20 protein-coding genes and 1 pseudogene are annotated in these 14389 nt (G+C 62.2%); 12 read left to right on the top strand and 9 right to left on the bottom strand.

Annotation, left to right across the window (positions count from 1 at the left end):
• The first annotated feature begins 35 nt into the window (after nucleotides 1-35).
• The 4 genes from JV241A_RS20645 to JV241A_RS20630 all read left to right on the top strand — a co-directional run bounded on the left by JV241A_RS20645 (nucleotide 36) and on the right by JV241A_RS20630 (nucleotide 2182).
• A complete protein-coding gene (locus tag JV241A_RS20645; protein WP_038997055.1) occupies nucleotides 36-410 on the top strand; it encodes a YkgJ family cysteine cluster protein in 375 nt (124 codons plus the stop codon).
• A 54-nt stretch (nucleotides 411-464) separates the two neighbouring features.
• On the top strand, nucleotides 465-1034 hold the full coding sequence (locus JV241A_RS20640; RefSeq protein WP_134064241.1) for a GNAT family N-acetyltransferase: 570 nt from the start codon (nucleotides 465-467) through the stop codon (nucleotides 1032-1034).
• Nucleotides 1035-1103: 69 nt separating this feature from the next.
• Nucleotides 1104-1631 (top strand): hypothetical protein, encoded by a 528-nt coding sequence (locus JV241A_RS20635; protein ID WP_134064239.1) that lies wholly within the window; start codon nucleotides 1104-1106, stop codon nucleotides 1629-1631.
• The gene (locus tag JV241A_RS20630) at nucleotides 1631-2182 is read left to right on the top strand and encodes a hypothetical protein (RefSeq protein WP_115088664.1); all 552 of its coding nucleotides are present in this window, start codon (nucleotides 1631-1633) and stop codon (nucleotides 2180-2182) included. The genes JV241A_RS20635 and JV241A_RS20630 overlap by 1 nt, the downstream gene beginning before the upstream one ends.
• Here the strand turns inward: JV241A_RS20630 and JV241A_RS20625 are convergent.
• Complete coding sequence (locus tag JV241A_RS20625) at nucleotides 2179-2661, bottom strand: DMT family transporter (protein WP_134064237.1); 483 nt, start codon at nucleotides 2659-2661, stop codon at nucleotides 2179-2181. The genes JV241A_RS20630 and JV241A_RS20625 overlap by 4 nt on opposite strands.
• An 89-nt stretch (nucleotides 2662-2750) precedes the next feature.
• On the opposite strand from JV241A_RS20625, the gene JV241A_RS20620 reads away from it, so the two are divergent.
• Together JV241A_RS20620 and JV241A_RS20615 are read left to right on the top strand one after the other, a co-directional pair.
• Complete coding sequence (locus JV241A_RS20620; RefSeq protein WP_134064235.1) at nucleotides 2751-3674, top strand: LysR family transcriptional regulator; 924 nt, start codon at nucleotides 2751-2753, stop codon at nucleotides 3672-3674.
• Nucleotides 3675-3762: 88 nt separating this feature from the next.
• Nucleotides 3763-4146, top strand: a complete 384-nt coding sequence (locus tag JV241A_RS20615) for a lysozyme inhibitor LprI family protein (RefSeq protein ID WP_115088661.1) — start codon at nucleotides 3763-3765, stop codon at nucleotides 4144-4146.
• Between the two features lie 2 nt (nucleotides 4147-4148).
• Here the strand turns inward: JV241A_RS20615 and mnmH are convergent, their stop codons facing one another.
• On the bottom strand, nucleotides 4149-5252 hold the full coding sequence (mnmH, locus tag JV241A_RS20610) for a tRNA 2-selenouridine(34) synthase MnmH (protein WP_134064233.1): 1104 nt from the start codon (nucleotides 5250-5252) through the stop codon (nucleotides 4149-4151).
• Nucleotides 5252-6286 carry a selenide, water dikinase SelD gene (gene selD / locus JV241A_RS20605; RefSeq protein ID WP_115088659.1) on the bottom strand — a complete coding sequence of 345 codons (1035 nt, stop codon included), beginning with the start codon at nucleotides 6284-6286 and terminating at the stop codon, nucleotides 5252-5254. Before selD ends, mnmH begins: the two co-directional genes overlap by 1 nt.
• 122 nt (nucleotides 6287-6408) lie before the next feature.
• Between selD and JV241A_RS20600 the strand changes: the two genes are divergently transcribed.
• Genes JV241A_RS20600 through phnE form a run of 4 tightly spaced genes read left to right on the top strand, consistent with a single transcriptional unit; the run spans nucleotide 6409 to nucleotide 9636 of the window.
• Nucleotides 6409-7260 carry a putative selenate ABC transporter substrate-binding protein gene (locus JV241A_RS20600; protein WP_134064231.1) on the top strand — a complete coding sequence of 284 codons (852 nt, stop codon included), beginning with the start codon at nucleotides 6409-6411 and terminating at the stop codon, nucleotides 7258-7260.
• Nucleotides 7257-8051 carry an ATP-binding cassette domain-containing protein gene (locus JV241A_RS20595; protein ID WP_115088657.1) on the top strand — a complete coding sequence of 265 codons (795 nt, stop codon included), beginning with the start codon at nucleotides 7257-7259 and terminating at the stop codon, nucleotides 8049-8051. Before JV241A_RS20600 ends, JV241A_RS20595 begins: the two co-directional genes overlap by 4 nt.
• Nucleotides 8045-8872: an ABC transporter permease gene (locus JV241A_RS20590; RefSeq protein WP_134064229.1), complete on the top strand. Its 828-nt coding sequence runs from the start codon at nucleotides 8045-8047 to the stop codon at nucleotides 8870-8872. Before JV241A_RS20595 ends, JV241A_RS20590 begins: the two co-directional genes overlap by 7 nt.
• Nucleotides 8869-9636: a phosphonate ABC transporter, permease protein PhnE gene (gene phnE / locus JV241A_RS20585; protein ID WP_115088655.1), complete on the top strand. Its 768-nt coding sequence runs from the start codon at nucleotides 8869-8871 to the stop codon at nucleotides 9634-9636. The genes JV241A_RS20590 and phnE overlap by 4 nt, the downstream gene beginning before the upstream one ends.
• On the opposite strand, the gene JV241A_RS20580 is transcribed toward phnE, so the two are convergent.
• Together JV241A_RS20580 and JV241A_RS20575 are read right to left on the bottom strand one after the other, a co-directional pair.
• Complete coding sequence (locus JV241A_RS20580) at nucleotides 9611-9862, bottom strand: DUF3077 domain-containing protein (protein WP_134064227.1); 252 nt, start codon at nucleotides 9860-9862, stop codon at nucleotides 9611-9613. The two genes, phnE and JV241A_RS20580, sit on opposite strands and share 26 nt — an antisense overlap.
• 181 nt (nucleotides 9863-10043) lie before the next feature.
• Nucleotides 10044-10280, bottom strand: a complete 237-nt coding sequence (locus JV241A_RS20575; protein WP_115088653.1) for a hypothetical protein — start codon at nucleotides 10278-10280, stop codon at nucleotides 10044-10046.
• A 425-nt stretch (nucleotides 10281-10705) separates the two neighbouring features.
• On the opposite strand from JV241A_RS20575, the pseudogene JV241A_RS20570 reads away from it, so the two are divergent.
• Both JV241A_RS20570 and JV241A_RS20565 read left to right on the top strand, forming a co-directional pair.
• Nucleotides 10706-10980 (top strand): annotated as a pseudogene (locus tag JV241A_RS20570) (type II toxin-antitoxin system RelE/ParE family toxin).
• A 1-nt stretch (nucleotide 10981) separates the two neighbouring features.
• Nucleotides 10982-11281: an addiction module antidote protein gene (locus JV241A_RS20565; RefSeq protein WP_134064225.1), complete on the top strand. Its 300-nt coding sequence runs from the start codon at nucleotides 10982-10984 to the stop codon at nucleotides 11279-11281.
• Nucleotides 11282-11303: 22 nt separating this feature from the next.
• Here the strand turns inward: JV241A_RS20565 and JV241A_RS20560 are convergent, their stop codons facing one another.
• From JV241A_RS20560 to JV241A_RS20545, 4 genes are all read right to left on the bottom strand, one after another.
• The gene (locus tag JV241A_RS20560; RefSeq protein ID WP_134064223.1) at nucleotides 11304-12206 is read right to left on the bottom strand and encodes a bestrophin family ion channel; all 903 of its coding nucleotides are present in this window, start codon (nucleotides 12204-12206) and stop codon (nucleotides 11304-11306) included.
• A 76-nt stretch (nucleotides 12207-12282) separates the two neighbouring features.
• Nucleotides 12283-12759 (bottom strand): GNAT family N-acetyltransferase, encoded by a 477-nt coding sequence (locus tag JV241A_RS20555; RefSeq protein ID WP_134064221.1) that lies wholly within the window; start codon nucleotides 12757-12759, stop codon nucleotides 12283-12285.
• Between the two features lie 49 nt (nucleotides 12760-12808).
• Nucleotides 12809-13714: a nucleotidyl transferase AbiEii/AbiGii toxin family protein gene (locus JV241A_RS20550; RefSeq protein ID WP_134064219.1), complete on the bottom strand. Its 906-nt coding sequence runs from the start codon at nucleotides 13712-13714 to the stop codon at nucleotides 12809-12811.
• On the bottom strand, nucleotides 13701-14273 hold the full coding sequence (locus tag JV241A_RS20545; protein WP_134064217.1) for a hypothetical protein: 573 nt from the start codon (nucleotides 14271-14273) through the stop codon (nucleotides 13701-13703). The genes JV241A_RS20550 and JV241A_RS20545 overlap by 14 nt, the downstream gene beginning before the upstream one ends.
• Nucleotides 14274-14389 lie beyond the last annotated feature (116 nt).

The raw sequence follows: 14389 nt of genomic DNA, 5'->3' as shown, positions 1-14389 counted from the left end.
CCTATAACGATAATCAACCTCCCCCCCTTCTCATCATGTCCGAACATAATCCTTGTTTGAACTGCGGCGCCTGCTGCGGGTATTTCCGTGTGTCTTTCTTCTGGGGTGAGTGCACGTCGGCGGGCGGTGTCGTGCCCGACGATCTGGTGGTCCAGATCAGCCCCAGCCGCGTTGCGATGATCGGTACCGACAGCAAGCCCTGTCGCTGCATCGGGCTCGAAGGCGAGATTGGCAAAGGTGTGAGCTGCACCTTGTATGAACAGCGCTCAACCCCGTGCCGCGAGTTCGATGCGGCCTGGGTCAATGGCGAAGCCAACCCCAGCTGCGATGCGGCCCGTGCCGCCTATGGCCTGCCCCCGCTTGAGGCCAACGAGCCGATCTGGCCGGACGAGGGCGCGGAGGTCGCCTGAGGCGCGGCTTGAAGGTTACACTGGGCGGTTCATGGATCGGACAGGAGGTCCCGCGTGACCCGCATGTACAGTTTTCCCGCTGACCTGTGCCTCGAAAGCCCGCGCTTGCAGCTGCGCCCGATGGTGCCCGAGGATACCGAAGCGTGGTTTGCCATCATGGCCGACCCGCAGGTCATGCGTTACTGGAACCACGGCCCCTGGCAAGCGCTGGCAGAGGCTCAGGCCGCACTGGCCGAAGACCGCAACGCCTGTGCCGCCGGCCAGATGCTCAAGCTGGGCATCTATCGACGTGACAACGGCGAACTGATCGGCATGACCCAGCTGTTCAACCTCGATCCCACCTCGCGCCGTGGTGAAATCGGCTATTGTCTGGCCAGCACTGCGCAAGGCCGCGGCTTCATGGACGAGGCGCTGACCTGTTTCATCGACTACCTCGCTCACGGCCTGCACCTGCGGCGCCTGGAGGCCGAGATCGACCCGCGTAACCACGGCTCGGCACGCACCCTGGAGCGCCAGGGCTTTGTGCTTGAAGGGCTGCTGCGCCAGCGCTGGTGCGTGGCCGGTGAGCTGTCGGACTCGGGGCTGTACGGGTTGCTGCTCGATCAGGCGCCGCTGGAAGGTTGAATAATCAAGCGCGGCAGCGCCGTCTGCGCTATTGTCGCGCGCTCTTTGACCAGCCAAATGGATTTACTGGTGCCGCTGAACTATCTGACCTTAAGCCTGGGATGCTACCTCACCTGCCTGTTCCTCCAGGCCTGCGCCCGTGAACACGATGTGATGCGCGGCATGCACGCCCTGGCCCTCGGGGTGTTGAATGGGTCCTTCTGGTTTGCCAACCCGCTGTATTTCGCCGCCCTGGTGATGCACCGCAAACAACCGCGGGTAGCCCTGTACCTGGGCTGCGCCGCGCTGTTGCTGAGTGGCCTGATGATACCGCTGGGCTGGCTCGACTGGACCCCGGTGCCTGATTCGCCCAACGGGCCGGGGCTACTGCCTGGTTACTACGTATGGTTGCTGGCGATGCTGGTGTTCATCCTCGGCCAGTGGCGCTACCGGCATGAACCTGCGGGCAGCAGCAGGGTACCGCTGCTGGGCTGGCCGGCCTGGGTGCTGATCGCCGGGATTGTGGTGACCGTGCCACTGGCCTTCACGCCCTGGAGTAAAGTGCCGTTTCGTTCGGTACCCGAGCAAACGTCGTGCATTGAGTGTGGAGGCAACTGATGGCCCGGTTCTACGTTGCAATCACCCTGGCGTTGTACTTGCTGAGCCTGTGTTTCGATGCCATCTATCTGTCTGGCGATAGTCGGCTGCATGCCTTGCAGGCGATGCTTTACGGGCCTTGGGGCATTGTCATGCAGGTTTTCAGCTGGTTCGCCAACCCGCTGCTGGGCCTGGCGATCATCACTCATCGGCGCTGGCGCTGGCTTTCGCTGGTACTGGGGCTTGGCGCCTTGTACCTGGCGCTCAGCTCGCTGCTCGTCGAGCGGCTGCCGAACAACCAGAGCTACGACTTCCTGGATGTCACCGGCTTTGGGCCTGGTTACTACCTCTGGCTGGCCTCGATCAGCTTCTTCTGTGCCGCTCAGGCCTGGTGGTGTCGGCAGGTACTCAAAGGCGCACAGATGCCCGGGTGGCACTGGCTTGATGGCGGCCTGGCAATCGTGCTCAACATTACCATCGTCTACGCGATCCAGACCCCTAGCCTGCACTTCCAGCTAAAGAAAGTGATCGAGCCACCGCCGCCGATCCAGATCGACAAGGACGCTATCTAGTGGGCTGACGTCGACGTCCCCCACTGCACCACCAGCATGCCGACCACGATCAGCCCGACGCCGGCCAGACGCAGGCCGTTGACCGGGCGTTCGGGCAAGCCCATCAGGCCCCATTGGTCGATGATCAATGACGACAGCACCTGGCCGGCAATGACGCAGACGATGAACCCAGCAGCGCCCAGGCGTGGTGTCAGCACCAGCGCGGCGGTGATGTAGGCGACGCCGGCCACGCCTCCCAACCAGGCCCACCAAGGGGCTTGAACCAACGCATTGAGTTGCGGCAGCGGCGCCCGCAGCACCAGTAACGCCGGAATCACCATCAGCACACTCACCGCCAGCGACACCAACGACGCCCACAACGGATGCCCGAGCAAGCGCCCCAGCGCGGCGTTGCTGCCAGCCTGGAAGGGCACGGCGGCGCCGGCCAGCAGGGCGATGGCCAGCGGCAGCAAGGTGGCGGTAATGGCGGGCAGGTTCATGGCAGGACTCCTCAAAAGTGACTTGCCAAAGTCTTGGTTATCCACCCCAATAATGGAAATTCGAATGCTGCACAGGAGTTATTCGCCGGATGGATGATTTGCGCCGAATCGACCTCAACCTGCTGTTGACCCTGCATGCCCTGCTGGCCGAGCAACATGTATCGCGTGCCGCCTTGCGCCTGCACCGCAGCCAGCCGGCGGTCAGCCATGCCCTGGCGCAACTGCGCGAACTTTTCGGTGATCCGCTGCTGGTGCGCCGAGGGGGGCGCTTGCAGGTCACGGCGCGGGCTCAGGCGCTGGTCGAGCCCTTGCAGCAGGCGTTGGAACAACTGGATGGCCTGCTCGGTAGCCCCGGTTTCGACCCGCAGCGGGCGCAGCGCAGTTTTCGTCTGGCAATGTCGGATTACGGCGCCCGGGTCGTATTGCCGGGGCTGATGCGGCTCCTGCGTAATGAGGCGCCGGGGATCGACCTGATTGTCTCCCAGGGCAGCCGTGAGGCCATGCTCGGCCAGCTGTTCGATGGTGAGGCCGATCTGGCCCTGGCGGTCTTTTCTGAGCTGGCGACGGAACTGCGGGCGCAGACGCTGTTCGATGAGACCTTCACCTGTATTGCCGATCGCAGTCATTTGCCTACGCGTGGTGGTCTGAGCCTGGACGAGTGGCTGGTGCGGCCGCATGTGCTGGTGGCGGTGCGCCCCGGCGTCGATAACGAAATCGACCTGGCCCTCCAGGGTATCGGCGCCCAGCGCCGGGTGGCGCTGGCCTTGCCCCATTGGGCTGCGGCCCAGGAAGTGATTGCCGGCACCGATCTGATCCTCACGGTGGCCCGGCGCAGCCTGGACAGCGGCAAGCTGGATTCGCGCTTGCGCAGGTTCCAGCCGCCGCTGGCGATCAGGCCGTTTGCCTTTCAGCAAGCATGGCATCAACGCCGGGAAGGAGAGGCGGGGCATCGCTGGTTGCGCGAGAAGGTGATGCAGGTGTGCGCAGGAGCGGCCCCGCGATCGAACGCGTAGCGCTCGTAATTCAAGCGATGTCGATGTAGTGTCTGGGCCGGCCTGATCGCGGGGCAAGCCCGCTCCTACCCAAGACGGAGTCCGCAGCATGAAACGTCCATTTTTGCTTATCGGCCTATGGGTCTGTTGTTCCTCAATAGCCCAGGCCCAGGACGAGTACTCCCCGGCCTACAGCGCCTGCATGAAAACCGCCGAATCAACGCTGGCCATGAACAACTGCAACGGCGCCGAGATCAAGCGCCAGGATAGCCGCTTGAACAGCGCCTACAAAAAGGCCATGACCGGCCTCGAAGGGCCTCAGCAAACCCAACTGCGTGAAGCCCAACGGGCCTGGATCAAGTATCGCGACGCCAACTGCAACCTGTATTACAGCCTCACCGGCGGCACCGTCGATCAGCTCAATGGCGCCGGGTGCATCCTCAGCAGCACCCGCGACCGCGCCGACGAGCTGCAGGCCCTGCTGCAGCCGTAAGGTCAGCGTCGGCTGGCGCGAGCGCGCAGGTATTCGCGCACTTCGCGCTGGTCACCGGCGAACTCGATTCGCTCGGCCTTGCTCTGGCGCTGGTAGGCGTACATCGGGTCGTAGTACTCGTTGAGCAGGCCGCTGATCCAGGCGCGGTGCAAGTCTACTGCGCCACTGCGCAGTTGCTCTTGCAGCGCTTGCTCGAGCAACGCCGACAGCCGCTGGTAGCGCTCGCCGCCGAGGCGCTTGAGAATGTTGGCCATGCTCTGGGTCAGGCGTTCGGCAAACAGTCGCAAACCCTCTTCATCACCGTGCAGGGCAACGAACTCGGCACTGAGGTCGATCACGTAATCGCGCAGAATCCGCTCGACGCGGTTATCAAAGCTGTCTTCCAGCCACACCAGCGGGTAGTGCTGCATGCCCTGGTACAGCTCCAGCGGCAGTGTGCAGCTGCCGACGATGCGGCCCTCGTCTTCGAGCACGAACTGCTCGACGCCGCGGGCGCGTTTTTTCAGCACATCGATGGCCAACTGGTTCTCGAAGTCGATCTGCGCCGGCTGGCCGGTGGCGCGTTTGCCGAAGCTGGAGCCGCGGTGATTGGCGTGACCTTCGAGGTCAACAGCGTTATCCAGCCATTGCAGCACTTCGGTCTTGCCGGTGCCGGTGAGGCCGCCGATCAGCACGAAGTCACAGTCGGCCACCGCTTGCTGGGTGGTATGGAGCAGGAAATTACGCATGGCTTTGTAGCCACCGACCACCTTGGGATAGTGAATGCCGGCGTCGGTCTTGAGCCACTGCTGGGCGATCTGCGAGCGCAGGCCGCCGCGAAAACAGTAGAGGTAACCCTCGGGGTTGGCTCGGGCGAAGGCGGCCCAGGCGGCAATGCGTTGGTCCTTGAGCGGGCCACTGACCAGTTGATGGCCGAGGGCGATGGCGGCCTGCTGGCCGTGCTGCTTGTAGCAGGTGCCGACCTTCTGCCGTTCAAGGTCGTTCATCAGCGGCAGGTTGATAGCTTCGGGAAAGGCGCCCTTGGTGAATTCCACCGGGGCGCGCATGTCCATCATGGCTACATCGTTGAGAAACAGCTGGCGGTAGTCGGTGCAGTTGTCACGCATCAAAGCACCTCAACCGCATGGCTCTGTCGCTCGACCAGCTCGCCGATTGGCGCCAGGTTCAGGCCCAGCTCGCCCGCAACGGCGAGAAACTCCGCTTCCCCTTCTGGCGCCACCGCCACCAGCAGGCCGCCGCTGGTTTGCGGGTCGCACAGCAGGTGCTTCTGCTCGTCGCTCAATGGGGCGATTTTCTCGCCATAGCTGTCGAAGTTGCGCAGGGTACCGCCGGGCACGCAGCCTTCGGCCAGGTAGTGCTCGACGCTCGGCAGGCGGGGCACCGCGCTGTAGTTCAGGCGTGCGCTCAGGCCGCTGCCGTCGGCCAGTTCCACCAGGTGGCCAAGCAGGCCGAAGCCGGTGACGTCGGTCATGGCCTTGACCCCGGCCAGCTTGCCGAAGCGGCTGCCCGGGGTGTTCAAAGTGCACATCCAGTCGCGGGCCAGGCCCTTGTCCTGGTCGCGCAGCTTGGCCTTTTTCTCGGCGGTGGTAAGGATGCCGATGCCCAGCGGTTTGGTCAGGTACAGGCGGCAGCCGACGCTAGCGGTGTCGTTGCGCTTCATGTGGCGCTTTTGCACCACGCCTGTCACGGCCAGGCCGAAGATCGGCTCGGGGGCATCGATGGAGTGCCCACCGGCCAAGGGAATGCCTGCTTCGGCGCATACTGCGCGGCCACCACGGATCACTTCACGGGCCACTTCCGGGGCCAGCACGTTGACTGGCCAGCCGAGAATGGCGATGGCCATCAGCGGGTCGCCGCCCATGGCGTAGATGTCGCTGATGGCGTTGGTGGCGGCGATGCGGCCGAAGTCGTACGGGTCGTCGACGATGGGCATGAAGAAGTCGGTGGTCGACACCACGCCGCGTTCGTCATCAAGGGCGTAGACGGCCGCGTCATCGCGCGAGGCGTTGCCGACCCAGAGTTTCGGGTCCAGCGCCTGGGTGCCGCTTTCGGCGAGAATCACCTCGAGCATCTTCGGGGAGATCTTGCAGCCACAGCCGGCGCCGTGGCTGTACTGGGTCAGGCGGATCGGCTCGTTCATAGGCACCTCGACTTGTCGTGAACGCCCGAGTGTAGCAAAGCTGGCCTTTGCGCCGATGCCTCTTATAATTTCCGGGGTGGCCCATGCCGGCCCTTTCCCCGCTATTGAACCGGAGAATCCCCATGCTCAAACGTCCCCTGGCGCTGTTTGCCGGCCTGGTGTTGTCTTGCTCGTCCTACCTGGCCCAGGCGGCCGACACGCTGCGAGTCAGTGCCATCCCTGACGAAGCGCCCACCGAACTGCTACGCAAGTTCAAGCCATTGGGCGAATACCTGGAGCAGAAGCTGGGCATGAAGGTCGAGTTCGTGCCGGTGGCAGATTACCCGGCAGTGGTCGAGTCGCTGGTCGCCAACAAGCTGGATATGGCCTGGCTGGGCGGTTTCACTTTCGTACAGGTGCACCTTAAGGATCCGACAGCCACACCTTTGGTGCAGCGTGAACAGGACGCCAAGTTCACCAGCAAATTCATCACCGCTAACTCAAATGTGAAAAGCCTGGCCGACCTCAAGGGCAAGACCTTTGCCTTCGGTTCCATTTCGTCCACCTCGGGCAGCCTGATGCCGCGCTACTTCATGCTCAAGGATGGCATCAAGCCTGAAACCTATTTCAGCCGCGTCGCCTATTCCGGTGCCCACGATGCCACTGCGGCCTGGGTACAGGCCGGTAAGGCCGATGGCGGGGTGCTTAACGCCAGCGTCTGGGAAAAGCTGGTGGCGTCGGGCAAGGTCGATACCAGCAAGGTCAAGGTGTTCGCCACCACCCCAAGCTACTACGACTATAACTGGACGGTGCGTGGCAGCCTCGACCCGGCGCTGAAAGACAAGATCAAGCAAGCGTTCCTCGATCTTGATCCGGCCAAGCCTGGCGACAAGGCTATCCTCGACCTGCAGGCCGCCAGCCGCTTTATCGAAACCAGCCCGGACAACTACAAGGGTATCGAAGAGGCTGCTCGCGCCGCCGAACTGCTGAAATGACCCTGCGCTTGAGCGATGCCAGCTTGCGCCACGGCCAGGTTCAGGCACTGCACGGGATCGATTTGCAGATTGCTGGCGGCGAGCGGGTGGCAATCATCGGTCCGTCGGGGGCGGGCAAGTCGAGCCTGCTGCAGTTGCTGGGCACGGCCATCGAGCCCAGTACCGGCACCGTCGAACTGCTCGATATGGCGCCCTGGCGGTTGTCCGCGGGTGCGCGCCAGCGCCTGCGCGCGCGGATCGCCCTGATCCATCAAGCACCGCCGTTGCCACCGCGCCAGCGAGTAGTGACGGCGGTGCTGGCGGGGCGCCTGGGGCAGTGGAGCACCTTGCGCGGGCTACTCAACCTGCTGCATCCGGCGGATGTTCCGGGTGTGCGCGAAGTGCTGACTGACCTGGGCATGGCCGAGAAGATTTTTGTTCAGTGCGGGCAATTGTCCGGCGGCCAGTTGCAACGGGTCGGCATTGCCCGGGCGCTGTACCAGCAACCAGAGATACTGCTGGCCGACGAGCCGGTATCGGCCATGGATCCGGTGCTGGCCGAACACAGCCTGAAAACCCTCAACCAGCATGCCAGCGAGCGCGGCGTGACCCTGATCGCCAGCCTGCATGCGGTAGAGCTGGCGCTGGCGCATTTTCCACGGGTAATCGGTATTCGCGAAGGGCGTATCGTCTTTGATCGCCCGGCGAGCGAGGTCTCCAGCGAGATGCTCGATGCGCTGTATGCCAACGAACAGTTGGTGTCGCCGCCGTTACCGCTGCCGGCTTTGAGCCTGCAGATTCCCCGATGCTGAAGGCCGATAGCCGCGACCCGGCGGCACTGCCCAGGTTGTTGCTGGCGCTGTTGGCGATTGCCCTGTTGTGGCCGGGCATCCGCCTCAGTGAGCTGAACCCCGGGGTGTTGCTGCAGGCCGATAACCGCCGCGAGATGGGCAATTTTGTCAGCGCCTTCTGGCCGCCGGCCCATGAGCCTGATTTCCTGCGGCTGCTTTGGGATGCCACTTTGCAGACCCTGGCAGTGGCTACCGCCGGCATGACCCTAGCCTTGCTGCTGGCGATCCCGGCCAGCCTGCTGGCCAGCCGGGCGCTGTCGTTGCGCGCTGCCTCCCGCGGCGGTCGCCTGGGCTTCTGGTCGTGCACCCTGCGCCTGCCGGTGCGCGGCCTGTTGATCTTCCTGCGAAGCGTGCCGGAGATCGTCTGGGCACTGTTGTTCGTCCGCGCGGTCGGCCTGGGCCCGACCGCCGGGGTGCTGGCCATCGCCATTACCTACAGCGGCATGCTTGGCAAGGTCTACGCGGAGATCTTCGAATCGGTCGACCAGCGCCCGGCCCATGCCTTGTTGCATGCCGGCAGCAGCCGCTTGAGCGCGTTTTTTTACGGCGTCCTGCCCGCAGCGGCGGCGGAGCTGGTGTCCTACACGGTGTACCGCTGGGAATGTGCGATCCGTGCCTCGGTGGTGATGGGCTTTGTCGGCGCGGGCGGGTTGGGCCAGCAGATCGACCTGTCCATGCGCATGTTCGCCGGCGCCGAGGTGGCGAGCATGCTGCTGACGTTTCTGCTGCTGGTATGGCTGGCCGACCAGCTCAGTCGCCTGCTGCGCGGGAGGCTGGCATGAGAGCGTTGATCAACACGGCGCTGGTGCTGGTGCTGTTGGCGGCGGTGGCAGCTTCGTTCGCTTATTTGAGCCTTGATCTGCAGGCGCTGTTTGGCGATGGCGGGTTAGGGCAGATGGGCGCTTACGCGCTGCGATTCCTCAGCCCCGACCTGAGCCCCGATCACCTGCGGGCGGTTGGCAAAGGCGCACTGGAAACCCTGGCCATGTCAGGGCTGGGTACCTTGCTTGCGGTGGTGCTCGGCCTGTTGCTGGCCTTGCCGGCTGCCGGGCGTTTTGGCTGGCCGTTGCAAGGCGTTGCGCGCCTGCTGCTCAACGCATTGCGCGCGATTCCGGAGCTGGTGTGGGCGGCCTTGACCGTCCTCGCCGCGGGCCTTGGGCCCAATGCCGGCACGCTGGCCTTGGCCTTGCATACCTCAGGCGTACTCGGCCGCCTGTTCGCCGAAGCCCTGGAAAACGCCCCGCCAGAACCGGCTGCGGCCATTCGCCTGCAAGGCGGCAGCCAGGTCACGGCGTTCTGCTTCGGCACCTTGCCCAACCTCTGGCCGCAGTTGCTGGCCTACAGCCTGTACCGCTGGGAAAACAACATCCGCATGGCCAGCGTGCTGGGTTTTGTTGGTGCCGGTGGCCTGGGGCAGATGCTCTACACCACCCTGAGCCTGTTCCAGGAAGCCCAGGCCAGCACGGTGATCATCGCCATGCTGGTGCTGGTGTTGCTGGTGGATGCCTTGAGTGATGTGCTCAGGCAGCGCTTTGTGCGGGTTTGAGCGGTAACCCCAGGCTCACGTCATCGACAATCGCCTTGGCCATTTCGCCGAGCAGATGCGCGGCCCAGACTAGGGTAGGATCTTCTTCCGTGGCGCCTAGCACGGTCAGTTTGTTGATGCAGCCGAGCATCAGCGAGGCGTGTTCCAGTGCCTGTTCGCAGGGGATGCCCGGGTTGATGTGGAACAACCTGGTAAGGCTTGCTGTGCCGATCGTTTCATTGCTCATGGGGTGATCCTCGGGTCGGCCTTGCCGCCCATCGCCGGCAAGGCCGGCTCCCACAGTGGATCTCTGTTCGCCGGACCTGTGAAGCAGTTGTCCTAATCAAGCTGCCACACACAGTGGACCTGTGTTCGCCGAACCCTGTGGGAGCTGGCCTTGCCAGCGATCGAGCGCGAAGCGCTCGCTATCAGTGGGCTATCTGAACGCAGGCCAGCGCCTGCTCAACCCGCCAGCGCGCTGTTTCCATCTCGTGCAGGGCAGTACGCACCAGCGCCTGTCCATGCAAATCGGGATGTAACAACACTGCTTGCTGGCTGACAGCCAGGGCACAGGTCAGATGCTCGCCGGCCTGTACGAGGATGTCTTCGAGGCAATGAGGGGAATCGGTGGGGAGATGCGGGGGATCGGGGACTATTTTCAGCATGGTCAACTCCTGTATCGGTCGAGCCGCCACAAACCCGCTGTCAAACAGGAGGGTGGCAGCAGTACGTGGGTTGACAGACCGGTGATACAGGAACCGGCGCACACGAATGTGCCCCACGCACAGCTGCCATAGAGCAGTGCGACTGTATCAACAGCGGTCTGTCAAAACCGGTCGTTGATTTGGCAACGACCGGCCAAGACTAGGCAGCTAGCGACGCAGGCGCAACAACTGAAGTGCCTGGGGATTATGCTTGGGAAATGGACTACACGAAACAGCGAAACAGCGGTATCCAGCAACCTTTCTCTCGGTGTCATTGTTGCCATCTTCAGGCATCTGCATAACCCGGCCAAATTTCTGGCCAGGCGATGAGAGGTGTGGGTTGCTGGTTGCTTGCTTGTATCCAATGGGATACATTGGTGTGAGCCTTGAAATACAGTGTTTTGCAGACGCCCAGATTCACCTCTTGGTTGATTTCCGTACGCGACATGCGTGCAAGGGTGGCAATTGCACGGCGGGAAATCTGGGAGATGTGAAGTCCGTCGGTGGTCAGGTGTCCGAGATGCGCATCGATGTGGGGGCGGGTTATCGGGTGTATTTCACGGCTCGGGACGGTGTAGTCATTGTTTTGTTGGCAGGTGGTGACAAGTCATCGCAATCTGTTGATATCCAACTGGCCAGGAAGCTGGCCAAGGAAATTTGATATGAGTTTGTCACTTACTACGTTTGATATGGCCGCGTTGCTCGATAGCGATGAGGCAATCAGCGAGTACCTCTCTCAAGTGCTGGCGGATGGTGATCATGACGAACTGATTCGCGCCCTCGGCTATATCGCCAAGGCTCGCGGCATGAGCCAGATCGCATCTGCCAGTGGATTGGGGCGCGAGAGCCTGTACAAGGCGTTGACCCCTGGTGCGAAGCCTCGTTTTGACACTGTGCTGAAGGTCATCCGGGCGCTAGGGATTGATCTTCTGGCCCACCCTCATGCTTCGTCGAGACTCTGAGTCGCCCGCACTCGATTGCACGTCAATGGGTAGATTCGCCAACCAGCTCCCCACACTGCGCATCCCGTTGCATCGACTCCAAATTCCTTTCGATGGTTTCACAAATCGCATCCATCTGAATCTGATGCTCACTGATCCGGAACGGGCTCTGCAAATCCGTGCCGATGCGCTCGATGGCCAGCAGCATAAACCCCACCACGGTCGACGCCAGCGGGGTAAACCAGCCCAGCGATTCGACCAGCCCGATCGGCACGATCAAACAGAACAGCGAAATAAACAGCCGCGGGAAATACACGTAAGGGTAGGGCAGGGGCGTGTTGGCGATGCGCTCCATGCCGCCCTGGCTGTTGGACAGGTCGACCAGGGTCGATTCCAGCCGCGCCAGGCGAATGCTGTCCAGGCGCCCGGCCTTGTATTCGCGGGTTAGCAGCGCCGCAGAGCCGGTGAGGATGTCGTTGGCGAAGTTGTTCGAGCGGCTGCGCCGGGCGAATTCTTCGGGCGGGATGAAGGCCATCAGTTCATCCGGGCACGGTTCGCCGCGAAGGTGTGCGGCCAGGCAGTTCACATAGGCGATATGGCGGCGCAGCAACGTCGTCTTGATCGGGTTGACGCCGTCATCCAAATCATCGATCAGCGTCAGCACCTGGCGGGCAAAGCTGCGTGAACTGTTGACCAGCCCGCCCCACAAGGTGCGCGCTTCCCACCAGCGGTTGTAGGCGCTGCTGTTGCGAAAGCTGACCAGCACCACCAGCGCCGAACCGAGCAGGGTCAGCGGCATCAAGGGCAGGGTGAACTTGCTGTTGAAGAACAGCATGAAGTCGATGGTTACCAGCACGTCCCAGATCAGCAGCCAGAACAGCGACCAGCCGACGTAGCCGAGGGTTTTGACGATCAGGCGGTATTTGCGGGCAATGGCGTCTTTCACAGGTGAACCTCGAACGGCGGATGCACAGCATCGGACGCCGCCGCGCGCTCAAGGTTCGTTACAGCTCATCGATGGGCTACAGCGTCTGCTTCATCTGCACCAACGCCACCCGTGTATTGCCGGGACCCTGGCGTTCTTCGATGGCGAAGGGTGTAAAGCCCAGTTGTGGATAAAGCAGCAGCCCGGCGGTGTTGCTGTTGAAACATGAGACCTGTACTTCACGGGCCTCGAACTGACGGCGCGCCAGCTCGATCATGCTCTGCACCAGATACCGCGCTACGCCATGGCCGCGCGCGGCGGGGGCCACCACCACATTGCCAAGGGCGCAAACGCCGCCGTGCTCGGCCTTGTAGAAGTTGGCAAAGGCCAGCACCGTACCGTCGCCCTCGACCACGGTCGAACCGCTACGCTGGGCGATGGCCTCGCTCAGTTGCGCGGGTGTCAGCGGGTACTTGGCCTTGGGGAACATGTAGAACAGCTCGTCCGGGCCCTGGGGGAAGCAGCAGATGGCAGCGATGTCCTGAGGCTGGACGGGGCGGTGGGTCAATTGCATTAGAGAATCTCGATCAGCTGAAGGGTGAAAGAAATGCTGGGTGCACTCGCTACATCAGAAACGCTTCAGGGCTATTGGGCGTTGCACTGCCGGCCAGATTGCGCTGCGCGTCGGTGAACAGTTGGTCGACCGTATTGGCCAGGTATTCCCAGAAACGCTCGTTATCCACGGTCTGCGCCACGACGTCGGCCGGAAGGAAGCGACGCATCTCGGCACGAAAATCGATTTTGACCTGCTCATCCTTCAGTAGAGAGGCCGTTCGTGCTGCGCCTTGGTTCACGAATATCTCGGCGGCTACAGCGTGATCGTGCAGTTTGTTTTTGAGTAGCTCGTAAGCCGGGGTTATGGCACGTTGCTTCAGCCAGGTCAGGTCCCACAAGTCCCGGTTCTTGATCCGTCCCCGGCGCAGTGCAAAGGCGAGGATCTTGTCGACAAATATTTCTTCGAGGCTTTCAGCGTTGAGGATCAAGCCTTCGGTGCCCATGTCTACCCCATAGGGGTTGAGCAAGGTCATGGGTTTTTTCTGGTAAGAAGGGATGGCGCAGATATCGATGTGGATACGCTGTGCGGGAAGGGGCCGGGCTTCAGGGCGGGTCTGTATGCGCAGTTTCCAGGTGTCGACGTTGCCTTGTTCGCGGGTTGGCTCACTGACATCGACCTGCAGGCCGTACTTCTCGTTGAGTTTGCCCGCCAAGGTGGCTTTCAGTGCTGCAAAGTCTTCGCGCTGAAAGTCGGCGCCACCCGTGAAGTCCAGGTCTTCGCTCAATTGCCTCGAGCCGTAGCAGGCGCGCAGGCAGGTGCCACCGATGAAACAGAGTTTTTCGAGCATGCCCGACTCACTCAGTACGCGCATGATGTCGTGATGCAGCAGCTCCTTTTCCACCACCACTTGCAAGGGGGCCAGTTCCGGAGTGTTCTGCAGCGCATGCTGTACCAGTTGGTCAAACAAACTCATTGGCGACACTCCAGTCGATCAGGTCGAGGTTTCTTTTCGCGACTTTCATATCGCGCAGGGCCAACGCGGGTTTGGCCCGCCACAGCCGGCAGCGGTGGTCGTAGTCGAGGTGCTCGCTCAGTGCTGCAGCCTTGCGTTGGGTGTGGATGAACTCAATGGTGCCGAATGAGGCGCACACCAAGGTTTGGCTGCGGCCGGAAGACATTACCGTAATCCAGTTGATCGGGACCTGCGAAATGATCCCGACATCGCTTAAAGCGGTTTCCAGGCTGATGTAATTGAATGCGTTCGCCCGTAGGCGCGCAGCGGCGTGATAAAGCACCAGGCCAGGGTTGGCTTTGGCCGGGTTGAACAGGTATAGGCCGCGGCACAGGCGTATCAGTTTGTCGTCCCTGGAAGCTCGGCTCAGTAGGGCTCGATAGGCCGTGTCGGAAAGTTCAGGTACCAATGCGCGCATGTCAGTCGGCGTGAACAGATAACGTTCAGGCGTTGCCAACGCGTACAGGCCCTCATACAGGCGCCTTAGCGGTTGGGCGGGCAACAGCACTTTTTTGGGCATTAGCTCTACACAAAGTGATGGAAAGTATCACTTAGTGTAGAACATATTCAGTTTACGAGTGGCAGATGCGCAAACGCTCAAGACAAACCTGGAAATGGAATCCCCACGCTGCGCCA

The organism is Pseudomonas sp. JV241A, from assembly GCF_900275665.1.
Taxonomy (GTDB): domain Bacteria; phylum Pseudomonadota; class Gammaproteobacteria; order Pseudomonadales; family Pseudomonadaceae; genus Aquipseudomonas; species Aquipseudomonas wadenswilerensis.
The sequence above is the reverse complement of the archived record's forward strand: the minus strand, read 5'-3'. Positions and strand labels throughout refer to the sequence as shown.

What these genes read in the sequence shown, in the direction of transcription:
- JV241A_RS20645 (WP_038997055.1), top strand. Translation starts at nt 36, where the DNA reads ATGTCCGAACATAATCCTTGTTTGAACTGCGGCGCCTGCTGCGGGTAT.
- JV241A_RS20630 (WP_115088664.1), top strand. Translation starts at nt 1,631, where the DNA reads ATGGCCCGGTTCTACGTTGCAATCACCCTGGCGTTGTACTTGCTGAGC.
- JV241A_RS20625 (WP_134064237.1), bottom strand. Translation starts at nt 2,661, where the DNA reads ATGAACCTGCCCGCCATTACCGCCACCTTGCTGCCGCTGGCCATCGCC.
- JV241A_RS20620 (WP_134064235.1), top strand. Translation starts at nt 2,751, where the DNA reads ATGGATGATTTGCGCCGAATCGACCTCAACCTGCTGTTGACCCTGCAT.
- JV241A_RS20615 (WP_115088661.1), top strand. Translation starts at nt 3,763, where the DNA reads ATGAAACGTCCATTTTTGCTTATCGGCCTATGGGTCTGTTGTTCCTCA.
- mnmH (WP_134064233.1), bottom strand. Translation starts at nt 5,252, where the DNA reads ATGCGTGACAACTGCACCGACTACCGCCAGCTGTTTCTCAACGATGTA.
- selD (WP_115088659.1), bottom strand. Translation starts at nt 6,286, where the DNA reads ATGAACGAGCCGATCCGCCTGACCCAGTACAGCCACGGCGCCGGCTGT.
- JV241A_RS20600 (WP_134064231.1), top strand. Translation starts at nt 6,409, where the DNA reads ATGCTCAAACGTCCCCTGGCGCTGTTTGCCGGCCTGGTGTTGTCTTGC.
- JV241A_RS20595 (WP_115088657.1), top strand. Translation starts at nt 7,257, where the DNA reads ATGACCCTGCGCTTGAGCGATGCCAGCTTGCGCCACGGCCAGGTTCAG.
- JV241A_RS20590 (WP_134064229.1), top strand. Translation starts at nt 8,045, where the DNA reads ATGCTGAAGGCCGATAGCCGCGACCCGGCGGCACTGCCCAGGTTGTTG.
- phnE (WP_115088655.1), top strand. Translation starts at nt 8,869, where the DNA reads ATGAGAGCGTTGATCAACACGGCGCTGGTGCTGGTGCTGTTGGCGGCG.
- JV241A_RS20580 (WP_134064227.1), bottom strand. Translation starts at nt 9,862, where the DNA reads ATGAGCAATGAAACGATCGGCACAGCAAGCCTTACCAGGTTGTTCCAC.
- JV241A_RS20575 (WP_115088653.1), bottom strand. Translation starts at nt 10,280, where the DNA reads ATGCTGAAAATAGTCCCCGATCCCCCGCATCTCCCCACCGATTCCCCT.
- JV241A_RS20565 (WP_134064225.1), top strand. Translation starts at nt 10,982, where the DNA reads ATGAGTTTGTCACTTACTACGTTTGATATGGCCGCGTTGCTCGATAGC.
- JV241A_RS20555 (WP_134064221.1), bottom strand. Translation starts at nt 12,759, where the DNA reads ATGCAATTGACCCACCGCCCCGTCCAGCCTCAGGACATCGCTGCCATC.
- JV241A_RS20550 (WP_134064219.1), bottom strand. Translation starts at nt 13,714, where the DNA reads ATGAGTTTGTTTGACCAACTGGTACAGCATGCGCTGCAGAACACTCCG.
- JV241A_RS20545 (WP_134064217.1), bottom strand. Translation starts at nt 14,273, where the DNA reads ATGCCCAAAAAAGTGCTGTTGCCCGCCCAACCGCTAAGGCGCCTGTAT.